At 64.9% G+C, this 16679-nt stretch carries 15 protein-coding genes and 2 tRNA genes; 16 read left to right on the top strand and 1 reads right to left on the bottom strand.

Annotated elements, in window-relative coordinates:
• The first annotated feature begins 48 nt into the window (after positions 1–48).
• The 16 genes from AC1MBU_RS14125 to AC1MBU_RS14050 all read left to right on the top strand — a co-directional run bounded on the left by AC1MBU_RS14125 (position 49) and on the right by AC1MBU_RS14050 (position 16191).
• Complete coding sequence (locus tag AC1MBU_RS14125) at positions 49–801, top strand: SDR family NAD(P)-dependent oxidoreductase (RefSeq protein WP_277358717.1); 753 nt, start codon at positions 49–51, stop codon at positions 799–801.
• A 45-nt stretch (positions 802–846) separates the two neighbouring features.
• The gene (locus AC1MBU_RS14120; RefSeq protein WP_479787633.1) at positions 847–1509 is read left to right on the top strand and encodes an MOSC domain-containing protein; all 663 of its coding nucleotides are present in this window, start codon (positions 847–849) and stop codon (positions 1507–1509) included.
• 348 nt (positions 1510–1857) lie between these two features.
• The gene (locus AC1MBU_RS14115) at positions 1858–3789 is read left to right on the top strand and encodes a DEAD/DEAH box helicase (RefSeq protein ID WP_277358715.1); all 1932 of its coding nucleotides are present in this window, start codon (positions 1858–1860) and stop codon (positions 3787–3789) included.
• A gap of 174 nt (positions 3790–3963) precedes the next feature.
• Positions 3964–4035, top strand: a tRNA-Thr gene (locus AC1MBU_RS14110).
• Between the two features lie 55 nt (positions 4036–4090).
• A tRNA-Met gene (locus AC1MBU_RS14105) sits at positions 4091–4164 on the top strand.
• 129 nt (positions 4165–4293) lie between these two features.
• Positions 4294–5727, top strand: coding sequence for a MinD/ParA family ATP-binding protein (locus tag AC1MBU_RS14100; protein WP_479787630.1), 1434 nt, complete (start codon positions 4294–4296; stop codon positions 5725–5727).
• Between the two features lie 67 nt (positions 5728–5794).
• Positions 5795–6361 (top strand): type 1 glutamine amidotransferase domain-containing protein, encoded by a 567-nt coding sequence (locus tag AC1MBU_RS14095; protein WP_056543877.1) that lies wholly within the window; start codon positions 5795–5797, stop codon positions 6359–6361.
• Between the two features lie 48 nt (positions 6362–6409).
• On the top strand, positions 6410–7324 hold the full coding sequence (locus tag AC1MBU_RS14090; RefSeq protein ID WP_479787628.1) for a DUF2797 domain-containing protein: 915 nt from the start codon (positions 6410–6412) through the stop codon (positions 7322–7324).
• Positions 7325–7467: 143 nt separating this feature from the next.
• Positions 7468–8496 carry an extracellular solute-binding protein gene (locus tag AC1MBU_RS14085; protein WP_479787626.1) on the top strand — a complete coding sequence of 343 codons (1029 nt, stop codon included), beginning with the start codon at positions 7468–7470 and terminating at the stop codon, positions 8494–8496.
• Positions 8493–10187, top strand: coding sequence for an ABC transporter permease (locus tag AC1MBU_RS14080; protein WP_479787624.1), 1695 nt, complete (start codon positions 8493–8495; stop codon positions 10185–10187). Before AC1MBU_RS14085 ends, AC1MBU_RS14080 begins: the two co-directional genes overlap by 4 nt.
• Complete coding sequence (locus AC1MBU_RS14075; RefSeq protein WP_479787622.1) at positions 10177–11322, top strand: ABC transporter ATP-binding protein; 1146 nt, start codon at positions 10177–10179, stop codon at positions 11320–11322. The genes AC1MBU_RS14080 and AC1MBU_RS14075 overlap by 11 nt, the downstream gene beginning before the upstream one ends.
• Before the next feature lie 4 nt (positions 11323–11326).
• Positions 11327–13903 (top strand): AMP-binding protein, encoded by a 2577-nt coding sequence (locus tag AC1MBU_RS14070; RefSeq protein WP_479787620.1) that lies wholly within the window; start codon positions 11327–11329, stop codon positions 13901–13903.
• A 9-nt stretch (positions 13904–13912) separates the two neighbouring features.
• Positions 13913–14164 (top strand): hypothetical protein, encoded by a 252-nt coding sequence (locus AC1MBU_RS14065; RefSeq protein WP_277358709.1) that lies wholly within the window; start codon positions 13913–13915, stop codon positions 14162–14164.
• Between the two features lie 64 nt (positions 14165–14228).
• Positions 14229–14678 carry an FAS1-like dehydratase domain-containing protein gene (locus tag AC1MBU_RS14060; protein WP_056543893.1) on the top strand — a complete coding sequence of 150 codons (450 nt, stop codon included), beginning with the start codon at positions 14229–14231 and terminating at the stop codon, positions 14676–14678.
• 2 nt (positions 14679–14680) lie between these two features.
• Positions 14681–15121: a MaoC family dehydratase gene (locus AC1MBU_RS14055; protein ID WP_277358708.1), complete on the top strand. Its 441-nt coding sequence runs from the start codon at positions 14681–14683 to the stop codon at positions 15119–15121.
• Positions 15118–16191, top strand: a complete 1074-nt coding sequence (locus AC1MBU_RS14050) for a UDP-N-acetylmuramate dehydrogenase (protein WP_479787617.1) — start codon at positions 15118–15120, stop codon at positions 16189–16191. Before AC1MBU_RS14055 ends, AC1MBU_RS14050 begins: the two co-directional genes overlap by 4 nt.
• A gap of 34 nt (positions 16192–16225) precedes the next feature.
• Here AC1MBU_RS14050 and AC1MBU_RS14045 read toward each other — a convergent pair whose 3' ends face one another.
• Complete coding sequence (locus AC1MBU_RS14045; RefSeq protein WP_277358706.1) at positions 16226–16654, bottom strand: hypothetical protein; 429 nt, start codon at positions 16652–16654, stop codon at positions 16226–16228.
• Positions 16655–16679: the final 25 nt, after the last annotated feature.

The following is a 16679-nucleotide window of genomic DNA, read 5'->3' as shown; positions in this document are numbered from 1 at the left end:
CGGTGGTGGGGGTCACAACCAAACTTACCGTCTGCCTACACTGATCCGATGATGCAACGATCAGCCCTGATCACCGGCGCCGGCCGTCCCGAGGGGATTGGGGCGGGAATCGCCCGTGCCCTCGCGGCGGAGGGATGGGACCTTGTCCTCTCCTACTGGCACCCCTATGACGAGCGGGTGAACCAGGCCACGGATCCATACGCCCAGTTGCGGGATCTCGCCGCGGAGCTGGAGGCGATCGGCTCACGCGTCACGCTGCTGCCCGCCGATCTGGAGCAGCCGGGCACGCCGGATGCACTGATCTCCGACGCCGCCGAACTGGGTCCGCTGACGGGGCTGGTGCTCTCACACGCGGAGAGCGTCGACTCATCAATCCTCGACACCACCGTGGAAAGCTTCGACCGTCATTTCGCCGTCAACGTCCGTGCAGCGTGGCAGCTCATCCGCGCCTTCGCGCTGCAGTGCCCGGACGACGGCGGCGCAATCGTCGCGCTGACCAGTGACCATACGGTGCACAACCTGCCGTACGGAGCATCGAAGGGCGCACTCGACCGGATCGTGATCGCTGCGGCACGCGAGTTGGGGGAGCGGAAGATCAGTTCCAACGTGCTGAACCCGGGCCCGGTGGACACCGGATGGATGATCGACGAGGTACGCGAAGCGCTCATCCAGCAGCAGCCAACGGGAAGCCTCGGCACGCCGGCCGATGTGGCCGGCGTCGTCGCTTTCCTTCTCTCGCCGGCGGGCCGATGGATCAACGGTCAGCTCATCAAGGCCGACGGCGGGTTCTCGGCCTCCTGAAAAGCGCCGGCGCGTGACGTGCGCGCCGCCGGATACCATCGCTACATGACAACAGGTGCCCTTCTTGCCGTATGCCGCGTCCACGCCCTGCTGCCCACGAAGGATTCCACCGGCGTCACGGCAATCGACAAGCGGGCTACGGCCGGGCCCGTCAAAGTGCATCCGCTCGGTCTGACCGGGGACATCCAGGCGAGCCGGAAGCACCACGGCGGCCCGTCCAAGGCGGTGTACGCCTACTCACAGGAAGACGCCGACTTCTGGTCAGCGGAACTGGGACGCGACATGGTGCCGGGCAAGTTCGGCGAAAACCTCCGCGTGTCCGGAATTGAATCCACCCATGCGGTGATCGGCGAGCGGTGGCGCATCGGAGACGTTCTCCTCGAGGTGACTGAGCCGCGGACTCCATGCATGAACTTCGCCCGCTATCTGGGGGAGTCCAACTGGGTGAATCGCTTCGCCGCGGAAGGCAGGATCGGCACGTACCTCCGCGTCCTGAAGGGTGGGCACATCGAGGCGGGGGACGCCGTCGTCGTCGAGCATCGACCGGAACACGGGGTGACGGTCGGCCAGCTTTTCGCCGGCATGTCACCTGAGCAGGCAGCGAGGCTGCAGGCAGCGCACGACGACGGCGCGATCCTCACGCCGGACGTCGCCAAAGTGCTCGCCCGGGCACAGGCACAGATGAAGGCACAGCAGGTGCCAGCCTGACCTGTTCTGAACGATGCCGGAGAGGTCCTGTGGGCAGCCTCACGTCGAGATTGCGTCTCCCACGGAAGAGCCGGGAGCTCCGTGGGGTACACTTGAAACATCCCCCACACCGGTTTTCCCTTTATTCCTGCCCTCATGCGGCATGGATTGGTTGTGTTGGGGCCCGCATCGTTGATCGAAGCGGGCAGATTCATTCAGGGAGCGCCGGTCAGAAACATTGCACTTCACCGCTGTGATAGCGGTGCAAAGCTGGAATGTATGGTCCTGCCGCGGGATTGAAACAGCGCTGGATTTCCTGTTCATGCGGCTCACCACGCCGCCCGGCTCCTAGTGAAGGTCAACTTCCCCATGCCTGAAAACCTGTCCCCTGACGTTACTGCCACCCCTGAAACCGAAACTGCAGATACCGGCACGCCTGATGTGAAGTTCACCGACTTCAACCTCGACGGTCGCGTGCTTGCAGCGCTGTCCGACGTCGGCTACGAAAAGCCGTCCCCCATCCAGGCAGCCACCATTCCGGTGTTGCTGGAAGGGCGCGACGTCGTAGGCCTCGCCCAGACCGGAACCGGCAAGACCGCCGCATTTGCCATTCCCGCGCTGTCCAGGATGGCTGAGCTCGCGGACCTCAACGGTCCTGCGAAGTTCACGCAGGTCCTTGTCCTTGCACCGACCCGCGAGCTCGCGCTTCAGGTCGCTGAGGCATTCGCCTCCTACGCCAAGCACATCGACAACTTCACCGTGCTGCCCGTGTACGGCGGTTCGGCCTACGGCCCCCAGCTGGCAGGCCTGCGCCGCGGCGCTCAGGTAGTGGTCGGCACCCCGGGACGTGTCATCGACCACCTGTCCAAGGGATCACTGGACCTGTCCAACCTGCAGTACCTCGTGCTCGATGAAGCTGACGAGATGCTGCGCATGGGCTTCGCCGATGACGTGGAGCAGATCCTCGCAGGAACGCCGGAGGACAAGCAGGTTGCGCTGTTCTCGGCGACCATGCCGAGCGCCATCCGCCGCATCGCCTCCAAGTACCTGAACAACCCGCAGGAAATTACGGTCAAGTCGAAGACCACCACCGGCGCCAATACCCGCCAGCGGTTCCTGCAGGTCATGGGCCCGCACAAGCTCGACGCAATGACCCGCATCCTTGAGGTCGAGGACTTCGACGGAATCATTGCCTTCGTGCGCACCAAGATGGCCACTGAAGACCTGGCGGACAAGTTGCGTTCCCGAGGCTTCCAGGCGGCTGCCATCAACGGTGATATTCCCCAGCAGCAGCGTGAGCGCACCATCGAGGCCCTGCGTGACGGCAAGATCGACATCCTCGTGGCAACAGACGTCGCAGCCCGTGGCCTCGACGTTGAGCGCATCTCCCTCGTGGTCAACTACGACATCCCGCATGACACCGAGTCCTACGTTCACCGCATCGGCCGCACCGGCCGCGCGGGCCGTTCCGGCGATGCCATCCTGTTCATCACGCCGCGTGAGAAGTACCTGCTGCGTTCCATTGAGAAGGCGACGCGCCAGCCGGTCGAGCAGATGCACCTGCCCTCCACCGAGGCGGTCAACGAGCTCCGCCTGAACAAGTTCGCGGAGCGCATCACCGAGACCCTCGCCACTGAGGACGTCTCGATCTTCCGTGACCTGATCGCCAACTACGAAAATGAGCACAACGTGCCCGCCGCGGAGATCGCAGCAGCGCTCGCCGTCATGTCCCAGGGCGGAAACCCCATCCTGGTCAAGGACATCCCGCAGGCGCCGGCGGGCCAGAAGGAACGGGCAGGCGGCCGCAAGGACGCCTTCGGCTCCCGCGGACCCACGCGCACCCTCACCGAGGGTAACGCTACCTACCGCATCGCCGTTGGTCGCCGCCAGCGCGTCATGCCCGGCTCCATCGTTGGAGCCATCGCCAACGAAGGTGGATTGTCGTCGTCGCAAATCGGCGGGATTGACATCCGCGCGGACCACACCCTGGTTGAGCTCCCTGCCGAGCTCTCCAAGGACCAGTGGCGCGCGCTGTCCAAGACCCGCATCGGCGGCGAACTGATCCACCTCGAGCTGGACAAGGGACGGCGCCCCAACAGCGACCGCCCCGCCGGTGACTTCAAGAAGCCGCATCGCAAGGGTGAGGGCTATCGCGGTGACCGCGGACACGACGGCAGCTTCCGCACCGAGCGCTCGCACGACGGCGACTTCCGCAGCGACCGCGGAGCAACCTCCGGCGACCGCAAGCCGCGTCATCAGAAGGGCGCCGGTGCCGGTAACGGCCGCCGCGAAAAGTGGTAATTCGAGCATCCTGATGGGACGCTGAACTCCGTCCTCCGCAAAAGCGCCGGTGTTGTGCAGATTCGTGGGAAGTTCCCCACGTTTGTGCGCAACACCGGCGCTTTTCGCTGTGCTGGGCCACTCCACAACTCGATTTTTCAGCACGCGATTTAGCTGGTAAAGTTTTCTGCTGTTGCCCCCCTAGCTCAGTGGTAGAGCGCGTTCTTGGTAAGAACGAGGTCACCGGATCGATTCCGGTGGGGGGCTCTCAAATGGGAGGCCCGCCAAAGATCGTAAGATTGAAGCGGGCAGTCTCATTTATGGCGGTGTAGCTCAGCTGGTTAGAGCGCACGACTCATAATCGTGAGGTCGCGGGATCGAGTCCCGCCACCGCTACAAGTGTCAGGCCGGCGGCTCGCAGTGAGCTGTCGGCCTGTTGTGTTTTCCCGGTGCCTGCACCAGGGACGGGCTGTGGTCAGCCTCCTTATAGTATGGGGCGCGAGGCACATCGACAGGACAGGAACCATGACTGACAACGATTCGGCCTGGGGGCCGGGCGAGAACCCGGAAGACTTCCCAACCCGGGCAAGCCGACGCCGCACCGGACGTGACCCCGGAACAGGGCCCATCTCTGAGGTTCCCCGCTTCGCGGACCGCTTGTCACCGGCTCCGCAGGCGCCGCAACAGGGCGCACAGCCGGAGGGCCACACCGAGGACACCGTCCGGCGTCCGGTGCTCGACATCCGCTTTGACGAATCGGCCCATAGCGTCCGCACCATGTCCGTTCCCGTGGTCCTTCCCCAGCAACCACCAGCACCCGCTGCCGGCTCCGTGGCGCCCGCCGGCTCCATGACTCCCGCCGTATCCGCTCCCGTGCCGTCGGCTCCCGCCACGGCACCACCCACCGTGCCGGAGGGCCGCATGCAACCAGAAACCGGACCAGGTACGACGACGGCCGTCACCACCCTGCCTCCCGTTCCGTCGGTGCCCAGCACCCCCGCTGACCCTCCACGCCAGTCGCGTCGGCAGGACTCAGCCGAGGGCAGGCGCCGTTCCTTCCTGGCATCGGATAACGGAACTGTTCCCGCAGAGACCGGTTTCCGCGGTTTGCTGTCCCGGTTGGGGATCCGCGTTGCGCCATCGAAGCGGGAATTGGTCATTCGGGCGCATACGCGTGCCGTGAGCCAGCACTGGCCGGGTCCACGGACCATCTCCGTGGTGAACGGCAAGGGTGGCGCAAACAAGACGCCGACCACCGTGATGCTCGCTGCGGTTTTCGCCCGGAACGGCGGGGGACCGGTGCTCGCCTGGGACAATAACGAAACCCGCGGCACGCTGGGCTGGCGGACCGAACAGGGGCCGCACAACTCCTCGGTGATGGACTTGCTGCCCGAGACAAGTCAGCTGCTGGCTCCCTCCGCCCAGTCTGCGCTGCTTGCCCGCTACGTCCACCACCAGACGGAAGACAAATACGACGTACTGCGGTCCAAACCGGATGTGCTCGCTTCCGAGCAGAAAATCACCGCCGATAATTTCGACGCCCTCCACGAGGTTGCCTCAAAGTACTTCCGGCTGAACATCGTCGACTCCGGAAATGATGAGACCGCCGAGCGTTGGCTGCGCATGATCCACCACACGGACCAGCTGGTCATCGCCACCACCACGCTTGAGGAGCACGCGGAAGCGGGCGCGCTACTGCTCGAGGCTCTTCGTGCACGCGGTGGGAAGTATGCGGAGCTGTCGCAGAACGCCGTCGTCATTGTCAGCCAGTCAGACAAGAACGGTACAGCGGCGCAGGCCCAGCAGATTGCGGACGGTTTCGCACAGCTTGCGCGGAGTGCCGTCACCATTCCTTATGATGTGGCGCTGCTGAAGGGCCGCATCCGCTGGGGTGCGCTGAAGCCGGCGACACAGGGTGCCTGGCTTGCTGCTGCCGCCGCAGTAGCTGACGGCCTGTAATAGTCAGGTTGCTTATCATTCCGATCGTTCCTAGGCTTAACCCGTAAGCCAACGGAATGGAGGAAGCATGACTATGCACAATATTTCCGGCAAGAAAGTGGCCTTCCTGCTCACGGACGGCGTGGAACAGGTTGAGTTGACCAGCCCCTGGGAAGCAGTGAAGGGCGCTGGTGGAGTGCCCACACTCGTGGCGCCCGGCGAGGGCTCGGTGCAGGGTTTCAACGGCACGGACAAGGGTGATGAATTCCCCGTCGACCTCCCTCTCAGCCAGGCAAAGGCCGAGGATTTCGACGCACTGGTGCTACCCGGCGGCGTCGTCAATGCGGACCATCTGCGGGTGGATAAGGACGCACAGGCCTTCACACGCAGTTTCTTTGAACAGCACAAGCCCGTAGCTGCGATCTGCCATGCTCCGTGGCTGCTCATTGAAGCCGGCGTGGTCAGCGGCCGGTCGATGACCTCCTACCACACGCTCGAAACAGACCTTCGTAACGCGGGTGCTGAGTGGACCGATGATGAGGTTGTAGTGGACAAGGGGTTCGTCACCAGCCGTAACCCCGATGATCTGCCCGCCTTCAATGACAAGGTGCTCGAGGAGATCGCGGAAGGTCCACACGAGGGACAGACGGCCTGACCTCTCCGGCGGCGTACTTCAAACAGGGAGGTCCGGTAGCGTGGCGACATGCTTACCGGACCTTTCCTGTGCCACGGCGTGTCCTGGGACCGGTCCGGTCCGGCCCTCGTCCTTGCCACGCCGCCGGGCGCTCCGGCGTCGTTGCCGCTTGAGAATCTTCCGGCAGTTTTTGGATTCCGACTCCTCGGGGACAGGGGTGCACGCTTCTGCCTGGGCTATTCAAAGGTGCCGGGACCCACGGACCGCCGCTCCTTTCCCTGCCCGGAACAGACGACGGCGGAGCGCGGCTACCAGTGCGGCCCCTGTTTCGCGCGTGATGACTTCCGGTTCATGCACGACGTTCACCGCTCCGGTGTGGCGCCTCCCGGGCTTGCCGCCTACCTCGCACAGGAGCACTGGCTCTATGTCGCGACCTTCGCTGACGGCGCCACCAAGGTGGGAACGGCCTCGCACCGCAGCAAATGGAGCCGGCTGACCGAGCAGGGCGCAGTCGTTGCCCGCTATGTCGCTCGTGCGGACGACGGTCGGATAGTCCGCGTCCTTGAAGACGCTGCAACCCGCCATGCAGGCCTGCCGCAGGCTGTCCAATCGGCGGCGAAGACTGCGGCCCTGGCCCGCCCACGGGCGCCCAGGGATCTGGATGTTCTGAATGCCGCAGCGGCAGATGGCCTGCGTCAGTTGCTGGCTGCCGACGTCGGCATTGATGGGTTCGAAACGGTGGAGGAGCAGTGGGATCCGCCGGGCAGCTGGGAACAGGTACTGACAGCGCGGGCGTCGGTCTACCCGCTCAGCTTTGAGACAGGAGATCACGGTGGGGCCGTCCTTGCGTTACTCGGGCAAACCGCACTGATCGCTGTGCCGGAAGGCAGGTTCCTCCTGAACCTCGCGCTCCTGCGGGGCCGTCGCGTGGAGCTTGGGGAATTCCGATCCGCGCCCATCGCCGTGCAGGACGAACTCTTCTGACGGGCTTTGCACTTCTCGTCTTGGCCCGGACGCAGCGCAGGTAGTGATCTTCGCAACATAGTCGGAGGGTCACATCTGGATAGGTTAGGCTTGCCTTTGTAAAGCTTGCTGCGGCTGTCGCCGCTACCTTCAGGAGTACCCCTATGCCTCGACCGAAGCTCCTTGCTGCCTGCACCGCGTTTGCGGTTCCCGTGCTTGCCCTCTCCGGGTGTGGCGTGCTCGGTATCGGCGCCGCGCCTGCAGACCTGCAGATCTACTCGGCCCGCCACTATGACCTTGAGGGTGCGTTCGCTGATTTCACCGATGAAACCGGCATCTCCGTGGAGTTCATCACCGGTGATGACGCCGAGCTGCTTGAACGGCTCAAAGCCGAGGGCAGTGACACCCCTGCAGACGTTTTCATGACCGTGGACGCTGGAAATCTCTGGAACGCCGCCCGCCAGCATGTGCTGGCACCGATCAGTTCGGACGCACTGGATGAAGCCGTTCCTGAGGACCTCCGCGACCCGGAGGGGCAGTGGTTCGGTCTGGCCATGCGGGCGCGAACCCTCACCTATAACCCGGAAAATGTTGATCCGGCAGAGTTCGACGCCACGGACAGCTACGCGGGACTGGCCGATCCGAAGTGGAAGGGACGGCTGTGCATGCGCGACGCCACGTCCTCCTACACGCAGTCACTGGTCGCGAGCCTGATCGACCTCCACGGCCGGGACAAGGCACTGGAGATCGTCAGGGGCTGGGTGGCCAATGACGTGGATATCCTCAGTAATGACATCCTCCTGCTCGAAGCGATCGATGCCGGTGCGTGCGATGTGGGAATCAACAACCACTATTACCTCGCACGTACCCTCGAGGAGAACCCTGACCTGGCAGTGGACCTCTACTGGGCCAGTCAGGAGGGCGCCGGCACCCACGTGAACATCTCCGGGGCCGGTGTCGTGGCGAACTCGGACAACGCGGCGCAGGCCCAGCAGCTCATAGAGTGGCTCGCTACCACGGGGCAGAACGCCTTCGTGGACGCCAACCATGAGTTCCCGGTGAACCCGGCTGCCAAGCCCGAGCCGGTGATTGCCGAATTCGGGGAGTTCAGCCGCATGCCGCTGAACGCTGCGGCCTACGGCGACCTGAACGCCGAAGCGATCGATGTCCTGTCCGAGGCCGGCTACAAGTGAGCGAATCGTCTGTCCTGGTTGACGCAGCCGTTGCCGGTCAACGGCGGCGTCGGCTGACCGGGAACGGCCGTCCGCTGTGGTCCGCTGCTGTGCTGCTTGCCGCAGCACTGGTGGCAATGCCGGTCATCGCTGTGGTGGCCGACGGGCTCGGAAGCCTGAACTCCGGCCGCATCCCGCAGGACATCGGTTCGATGGTCCTGATCACGGTGCTCCTGCTGGTGGGAGTGGGTGTGGGGACGCTGCTGATCGGCGGCGGCCTGGCCTGGCTGGTGACTGCCTATGATTTTCCACTGCGGAAGACGCTCTCCTGGGCGCTGGTCCTTCCGCTCGCGATGCCCGCCTACATCCTGGGCTTCGTCTTTCTCTCCACCTTCGACGTCGGGGGACCGGTGCAGGCCGGTCTGCGTGCAGTGCTCGGTCCCGGCGCCTGGCTGCCTGACGTACGTACGCTGGCGGGCGCCGTCGTCGTTCTATCCCTGACGCTTTACCCGTACGTCTATTTGCTGGCGAGGTCGGCGCTTGTGGAGCAAAGCGCAACAACGTACGACGCCGCGCGCACCCTCGGTGCAGGCCGCGCCCGCACGCTGTGGCGGGTGGTGCTTCCGCTGGCGAGGCCCTCGCTTGCCGCGGCGCTGGCGCTGGTGATGATGGAAACCCTGACGGATTTTGCAACCGTCCAGTACTTCAACGTCCAGACCGTTTCCGTGGGAGTCTACCTGGTCTGGAAAGGCACCTTCGACTTCAATGCGGCAACCCAGCTTTCCGTGCTGGTGCTCTTGTTCGCCGTCGCCGTGCTGGGCGGTGAGCGGCTCCTGCGGGGACGGTCGCGGTTCCACCAAAAGCCTGGACGGGGAGAGGGCCTGCAGCCCCGAAGGCTCACCGGCTGGACCAGATGGGCTGCCGCCCTGACCTGTCTGGGGGTGCTCGGGTTGGGCTTCATCCTCCCGGTCGTACAGCTCATCGGTTGGGCTGCCGGTGAAGCGCTCGCCTCGTCCGAGCCGCTGGTGGACCCTCGCTTCGCCGAGTATCTCGTAAACAGTGTGACCGTCGCATTGTTGGTCGCAGTCGTGTGCGCAGGACTCGCGCTCGTCACCGGGCACGCCCAGCGTTTGGGCGGAGGGCCCGTCGTGGCAACTGCAGCGCAGGTTACCACCTTCGGCTATGCCGTGCCGGGGGCAGTGATCGGCATCGGTGTGCTCATCGCCTTCGCCCGCGTGGATGGATGGCTGGAATCCGCGGGCGTCCCGGGCGGAACCGGCCTGCTCGTGACCGGGTCCGTGGCGGGAATCCTTGTTGCCTACGTGGTGCGCTTCCTTGCGCCTGCCTACCAGGCGGTCGACGCGAGCTTCGCCAAGATCTCACCGGCACTGACTTCCTCCGCGCTGAGCCTCGGAGCCACACCACGCAGGCTCTTGGCACGCGTGCATCTGCCGCTGGCCCGCCGGGGCGTCGCTGTCGCTCTGGCGCTGGTGGCGATCGATGCCGTGAAGGAACTGCCGATAGTGCTTCTGCTGCGACCCTTCGGATTCACCACAGTCTCTGTCTGGGTCTACGAGTTGGCCCGGGAGAACTTCTGGGAGAAGGCTGCGCTGCCGGCATTGGGCATCATCGCCGTGGCCGTCATCCCGGTGTATTTCCTGTTCCGGCGGTCGGCGGGTCTGCAGGCAGGGGCGGTGACCCATGCGCGGTGAGGTTGTCAATGTCAGCACGGCGCTGACCCTCAGCGGGGTGAGCAGGCGGTACGGCGCCATCGCGGCCGCGACCTCCCTCGATCTGACAGTGGCTCCCGGAGAGATGCTCACCGTCATTGGGCCCTCCGGCTGCGGCAAGTCGACGATGCTGCGCATGATAGCCGGCCTGGAACGGCCGGACTCCGGAACGATCACGATCGCCGGTGATGTTGTGGCGGACCGGCGGAACTTTCAGGAACCGGAACGCCGCCGTGTGGGGCTGGTGTTCCAGGACCATGCGCTGTTTCCCAACCTCACCGTCGCCAAAAACGTTGCCTTCGGACTGAACCGGCTCTCCCTCCCCGAACGGCGGAAGCGCGTTGCCGAGGTACTGGAGCTGGTACGCCTCGATCATCTTGCCGCCCGCTATCCGCATGAGTTGTCAGGCGGAGAGCAGCAGCGGGTGGCGGTAGCGCGTGCACTGGCGCCCCGCCCCGCCGTCGTACTGCTGGATGAGCCCTTCTCCAGCCTGGATGAGACGCTCCGGGGCCGGGTACGAGCAGATATCGTAGCCGTGCTGAAGGAGACAGGAACCACCAGTCTGCTGGTGACCCACGACCAGACGGAAGCGCTGTCCGTGGGAGACCGGGTTGTCGTGATGCACGACGGCGTGATTGAACAGGCAGACACACCGGAAAAGGTGTTCGAGCAGCCCGCCACCCGGTTCGTGGCCTCCTTCATGGGCGATGCCGATTTCCTTCCAGCCAACGTCCACAACGCGCTGTTGACCTGCGAGATCGGTGTTGTCTCGACCGTGCCCGGGTGGGCCAACGTCGACGTCGACGTCGACGTCGTTCTGCGTCCGCATGAAGTGGCGCTCGCTCCGGATCCGGGCGCATCCGCACGGGTTGTGTCGCTGGAGTACCGCGGGGCGTTCGTTCTGCACTATGTCCGTCTGGCATCCGGCCGCACGCTGCGGTCCTGGCAACCGCACCATGTGCGGTACGCGCCGGGCACTGCCGTCACTGTGACGGTTGCGTCCGGGACCTCACCGACCCTGCTGGTTGATGACCGCGCCGTCACCGAGCCGCCGATCGGTATCGCAGGCCATGCACTGCAAGCGCCGGAACCGTTCCCGATTCCCACATCGAGGTGAACCTGTGTCTCTGACAACGCCGATTCTGCCCCTGAAACCCGCTACCCGGTCCGTCGGGTTCGCAGCGGACCTCGCCCTTTTCGCTGACCGCGCTGCGATCGTGACGGACGGTGAAACCCTCAGCTACCGTGATCTGGCGGAACGAGTGGAGGCTCTTGCGGACCGTCTCGGTCCGGACCGGCGGTTGGTGCTGCTGGCGGCAACCAACACCCTCGACTCCGTCGTCGCCTATCTGGCTGCGCTGTCCGCGGGGCACCCTGTGATCCTGGTACCGGGAGACAAGCCCTCCGCCGTCGACTCACTACGGAGTACTTTCGACCCGGATGTTGTCATTGACTCGGGCGGCGGGAACGGAACGCCGCGCATCCGTGAAATCCGCGCTGTAACCAGTCACGAACTGCATCCCGATCTCGCACTCCTGCTGAGCACCTCAGGATCAACGGGTTCGCCGAAGCTCGTCAGGCTCTCACACCGGAACCTCGAGGCGAACGCCGCGGCCATCGCCGAGTATCTGAGGATAGGGCCGGCGGATCGGGCTGTCACCACCCTCCCGTTGTCCTATTGCTACGGGCTATCGGTACTCAACAGCCACCTGCTCGCCGGAGCGTCGCTGGTGCTCACTGACCTCTCCGTTGTGGACCCTTGTTTCTGGGATTTGTTCCGCCGAACGGACGCAAGCGCCTTCGCCGCCGTTCCGTACACTTTCGAGCTGCTCGAGCGCGTCGGTTTCGCAGACATGGACCTGCCGACACTGCGGTACGTGACCCAGGCCGGCGGTCGCCTGTCTCCGGATCTGGTGCGTCGGTACGCGGAACTGGGGAATGACCGGGGTTGGGAGCTGTTCGTGATGTACGGCCAAACCGAAGCGACGGCGCGGATGGCCTACCTGCCTCCAGCCCTTGCCGCGGAGAATCCATCCCGGATCGGGGTGCCCGTGCCCGGCGGCAGTTTCCGGATCGATCCGGTCGATGGGCTCAAGGACGGTGAACTGGTGTACACCGGCCCCAACGTCATGCTGGGTTACGCGGAGACGTCCGCGGACCTCGCTGCTGGCCGCACCGTTGACGAGCTACGCACCGGAGACCTGGCGCGGAGGCACCCGGATGGACTGTACGAGGTGGTTGGACGGCGCAGCCGCTTCATCAAGGTCGCGGGGCTGCGGATTGACCTTGGACGGATGGAGCAGATCCTCGCCGACCTCGGCGTGCGGGCCGCCTGTGCCGGGACCGATGAACACCTGGTTGTCGCGTTGGAGGGCGATCACGAACCGGGGCTGCTCCGTAAGGTACTGGCGCCTGACCTAGGCATACCGCGCGGGGCGCTGACGATGTACGCCGTGGAGCAGATTCCCCGGCTCAGCAGCGGAAAGCCGGACTATCAGTCGATTCTCGCCCTCGCCGACCCCGCACCGGAGGCACGTGCACCGTCGGTCACCCTCAAGGAGGGGCCGCATGACGTGCGCGTGATTCTGGCCGAGCAGCTGGAGGTACCCGCAGTCGATGATGACAGCACCTTCGTATCATTGGGCGGCGATTCACTGTCCTATGTAGCGACGTCCGTACGCCTGGAGCGGGCCCTGGGCACCCTGCCCGCGGACTGGCACGTGCGGTCCGTCGCAGAGCTTGTTGAGGTTGCACAGCGCGCGGCGGCCAAAGCTCCGGTGCGTCGGCGCAGATTCTTCGCGGCCGTCGAGGCGAGCATCGTGCTGCGGGCGGTCGCCATCATCTTCATCATCAGCACGCACATCGGCCTGTTCCACTGGGAAGGGACGGCGCACGTGCTGATGGCCGCAGCCGGGTACAACTTCGCGCGTTTCCAGCTCCAGGGCGAACGCTGGCACCGGCTGCGACGCCAGCTGACCAGCATCGCCCGCATAGTGCTGCCGAGCGTGGCGCTGATTCTTCTGGGCTACATCATTACCGATCACTACAGCGTCGCCAATATCTTCCTGCTGAACGCGCTCGTCGGCCCGCAGGAAGTCACACCTGAATGGCATTTCTGGTTCGTCGAGGTGCTGACCTACCTCCTTGTCTGTGTGGTTGCACTGCTTGCCCTTCCTCCCGTTGCACGGCTGGAACGGCGTTTTCCCTTCGGGTTCCCGCTGGGATTGGCCGCCGCGGGTCTGCTGACGCGGTTCAACATCGTTGACCTCGAGGTGCCGAACACTGCCCCCGCGCTCTGGCTCTTCGCCCTTGGGTGGGCGGTGGCGAAGGCACGGCGTACCGCGCATCGCTTGCTGATCACTGCGGTTGCGCTACTGTGCATCCCCGGCTTCTTCTATGGGGACCTGGCCCGCGAAATGACCCTCCTGACAGGGATGCTGCTGCTCGTGTGGGTTCCCAGACTCCCGGTCCCCACGGTCCTTCAGCAACTCACTGTGGTGCTCGCAAGCGCATCGCTGTACATCTACCTCGTACACTGGCTCGTGTTCCCGCACCTTGAAAACCTCCATCCCTTGGTAGGCGTTGCAGCCTCCCTGGTAGCGGGGGTGCTCTACTGGGCGCTGGTCATGCGGGTGCCGGGACTGTTCCGCCGATGGACGCCGGCGCTAACCGGTCACCGGCGGGAATCGCTTCGGTAGGGTTAAAGGATGCTGAACACGCCCTGGGACACCGGATCGCCGCTGTACCGCCGGCTCGTCATCGCTGCGCTGATCCTCACCGGCGTCGGAATCCTGCTGGCCATCGCCGGAGCAATGCTCGAGACAGATCCCCTGGTCTTCGCGGCCCTGCCGATCATCATTGCGGGAATGGCGGCACATCTGGCCGGCCTGGTGGTGCGTGGACGTGACGCGCAGCGCCGCCATCGGCCTAAGGATGGTTCCGGCCCAACCAGCCGGTAGCCTGACGAGCAGTTACCCTGAACAGGCGTGCCCGCGACGGGAAGCCCGGATCATAAGGAGTTTCATGACGATCAACCCCGACCTCCAGGGGCGCAGTTACCCTGCTGGTGAGGTCTACACCGTAGGCCGCGAGAAGATTCGCGAGTTCGCCCAGGCAGTGAAGGCGACGCATCCGTCGCACTTCGACCCGGAAGCCGCCCGCGCGCTGGGGCACCGCGATGTCGTCGCGCCGCCCACCTTCGCGATCATCATCGCCCAGCGGGCTGACGCACAGCTGATCAACGATCCCGAGGCCGGCATTGATTTCACCCGCGTGGTCCACGCCGACCAGCGGTTCATCCACCACCGGCCGATCATCGCGGGGGATGAACTGGTTGCCGAACTCCACGTCGATCAGGTCCGGGCCATGGGCGGCGGAGCAATGATCACCACTCGTGCTGAGATCTCCACCGTGGAAGGTGAAAAAACCGCAACAACCACGTCATCCATCCTGGTGCGCGGGGAGGAGCAGTAAGCATGACAATTTCGCTGACAGATCTTGAAGTGGGCCAGGAAATCGGCCGTTCCTCCCTCGACGTCACCCGGCTGGACCTGGTGAAGTACGCAGGAGCATCCGGTGACTTCAACCCCATCCACTGGAATGAATCCTTTGCCCGGGGTGTGGACCTACCCGGAGTCATCGCCCATGGCATGTTCACCATGGGCGCGGCGGTCCAGGCAGTAACCGACTGGATCGGTGATCCCGCCGCCGTGATCGACTACCAGACCCGCTTCACCCGGCCGGTTGTTGTTGAGGACACCACGGCGCAGCCTGGCAGTGCCGGGGCGGTCATCGAGGTTGTCGGAGTTGTCGGGGCTGTGGACCCGGACAATTCGACTGCGCGCATTGACCTGACCGTCTCCGCCGGGGGACAGAAGGTGCTCGTCAAGGCACAGGCAGTGGTGCGGATCTGGTGACATCCCTCGCCCAGTTCACCACGTCGGCCGTCGGCGGCCCCGCCCGCAAATTCGTGGTGGCACGCACTGAAGCGGAACTCATCGAGGCGATCCGCTCCGCCGATGAGGCGGGGGAGCCGCTCCTGCTGATTGGCGGCGGTTCGAACCTGCTGGTGGCGGACAGCGGCTTCGCCGGAACAGTGGTCAAAATTGCTTCGACCGGCTTCACAGTGAACGACGACGACGCCACCTGCGGAGGCGTAATGGTTACCGCCCAGGCCGGCCAACCCTGGGATGAGCTCGTCGAGTACACAGTGCGGCACGCTTACTCCGGGCTGGAGGCGCTCTCTGGCATCCCCGGTTCCACCGGGGCGGTACCCGTGCAGAACGTCGGCGCGTACGGATCAGAGGTGTCCCACACCATCGCCATGGTGCGCACGTATGACCGCGAGACCAGGTCCATCAAATCCCTGGCCAACTTTGACCTGAAGTTCGGGTACCGGGATTCCCTCCTGAAGCGCACGACCGACGCCGGATCTCCCCGTTATGTGGTGCTCACGGTTCAGTTCCAGCTGGGACTCGGCCGCATGAGCGCACCGGTACGGTATGCCGAGCTGGCGCGCGAACTCGGTATCGACGCCGGGGGACGGACCTACGCCACCGATGTGCGACGTGCCGTCCTCAAGCTGCGTGCAACGAAAGGCATGGTGCTGGACCCGGAAGACCGCGACACCTACAGCACCGGATCATTCTTCACCAACCCGGTTGTCGACGCGGCAGAGGCGGAGTCCCTGCCGGCGGAGGCGCCCCGGTACCCGATGCCCAACGGCTCCGTGAAGCTCAGTGCGGCCTGGCTCATCGAGCATGCAGGTTTCGGCAAGGGATTTGGCCTGGCAGATGATGCCGGCCACCGCGCGGCGGGCGGCAGGGCCGCGTTGTCGACCAAGCACACCCTCGCCGTCACAAACCGCGGCGAGGCCTCGGCGGAAGACCTGCTGAGTATTGCCCGGCTGGTTGCCGATGGTGTGGAGGATCGATTCGGCATCCGTCTGCACCCGGAACCCCTGCTGATCGGCTGTTCCCTGAACTAGTTCTGGGGAGCGTGCACCGCAGGGCGCCTGCCCTTCACGTCGTTGCCCGCCGCCGCGCTTTCTCGGCTGCCGCCCGGGTCTGCATGACGGCGTGGCGGTGCCACCGGCTGTCCACCAGCTCCCGGCTGCACAGCCACTGGACCAGCCGTGAGACCAGGCTGATCTGAGCGAGCCGGTCGTGGAAATCCGGTAGCAGCCACGCGGCGCTGAGGAACCGGGGGAGTGCGAAGACGAGCTCTTCCGCACCGAGTATCCGCTCGAAGGCGCCCTCAGGCTCGAACTGCCGCTCCAGGGCGAGTAGCGCGGCCGTATCCGGACTGACCGTGGAGTGGCCCTCCCGGTCCAGAAACAGTCGCAGGTGGTCGAATACGCGCCTGTAGCGCTCAACCGTGGCGGGATGCCTGCCCGCGGCGCTCGCCGAAAAGTACCGCGTAAGGATCTGATCTACCGGAATCTGCGTCATGCAGAACAGTCTGCACCGTACCTCT

The sequence above is a fragment of the Arthrobacter sp. PTI12 genome, assembly GCF_056679915.1.
Note: the sequence above shows the minus strand (reverse complement) of the source record. Positions and strands in the feature narration are given on the sequence as shown.

What these genes read in the sequence shown, in the direction of transcription:
- AC1MBU_RS14125 (WP_277358717.1), top strand. Translation starts at nt 49, where the DNA reads ATGATGCAACGATCAGCCCTGATCACCGGCGCCGGCCGTCCCGAGGGG.
- AC1MBU_RS14120 (WP_479787633.1), top strand. Translation starts at nt 847, where the DNA reads ATGACAACAGGTGCCCTTCTTGCCGTATGCCGCGTCCACGCCCTGCTG.
- AC1MBU_RS14115 (WP_277358715.1), top strand. Translation starts at nt 1,858, where the DNA reads ATGCCTGAAAACCTGTCCCCTGACGTTACTGCCACCCCTGAAACCGAA.
- AC1MBU_RS14100 (WP_479787630.1), top strand. Translation starts at nt 4,294, where the DNA reads ATGACTGACAACGATTCGGCCTGGGGGCCGGGCGAGAACCCGGAAGAC.
- AC1MBU_RS14095 (WP_056543877.1), top strand. Translation starts at nt 5,795, where the DNA reads ATGACTATGCACAATATTTCCGGCAAGAAAGTGGCCTTCCTGCTCACG.
- AC1MBU_RS14090 (WP_479787628.1), top strand. Translation starts at nt 6,410, where the DNA reads ATGCTTACCGGACCTTTCCTGTGCCACGGCGTGTCCTGGGACCGGTCC.
- AC1MBU_RS14085 (WP_479787626.1), top strand. Translation starts at nt 7,468, where the DNA reads ATGCCTCGACCGAAGCTCCTTGCTGCCTGCACCGCGTTTGCGGTTCCC.
- AC1MBU_RS14075 (WP_479787622.1), top strand. Translation starts at nt 10,177, where the DNA reads ATGCGCGGTGAGGTTGTCAATGTCAGCACGGCGCTGACCCTCAGCGGG.
- AC1MBU_RS14065 (WP_277358709.1), top strand. Translation starts at nt 13,913, where the DNA reads ATGCTGAACACGCCCTGGGACACCGGATCGCCGCTGTACCGCCGGCTC.
- AC1MBU_RS14060 (WP_056543893.1), top strand. Translation starts at nt 14,229, where the DNA reads ATGACGATCAACCCCGACCTCCAGGGGCGCAGTTACCCTGCTGGTGAG.
- AC1MBU_RS14055 (WP_277358708.1), top strand. Translation starts at nt 14,681, where the DNA reads ATGACAATTTCGCTGACAGATCTTGAAGTGGGCCAGGAAATCGGCCGT.
- AC1MBU_RS14045 (WP_277358706.1), bottom strand. Translation starts at nt 16,654, where the DNA reads ATGACGCAGATTCCGGTAGATCAGATCCTTACGCGGTACTTTTCGGCG.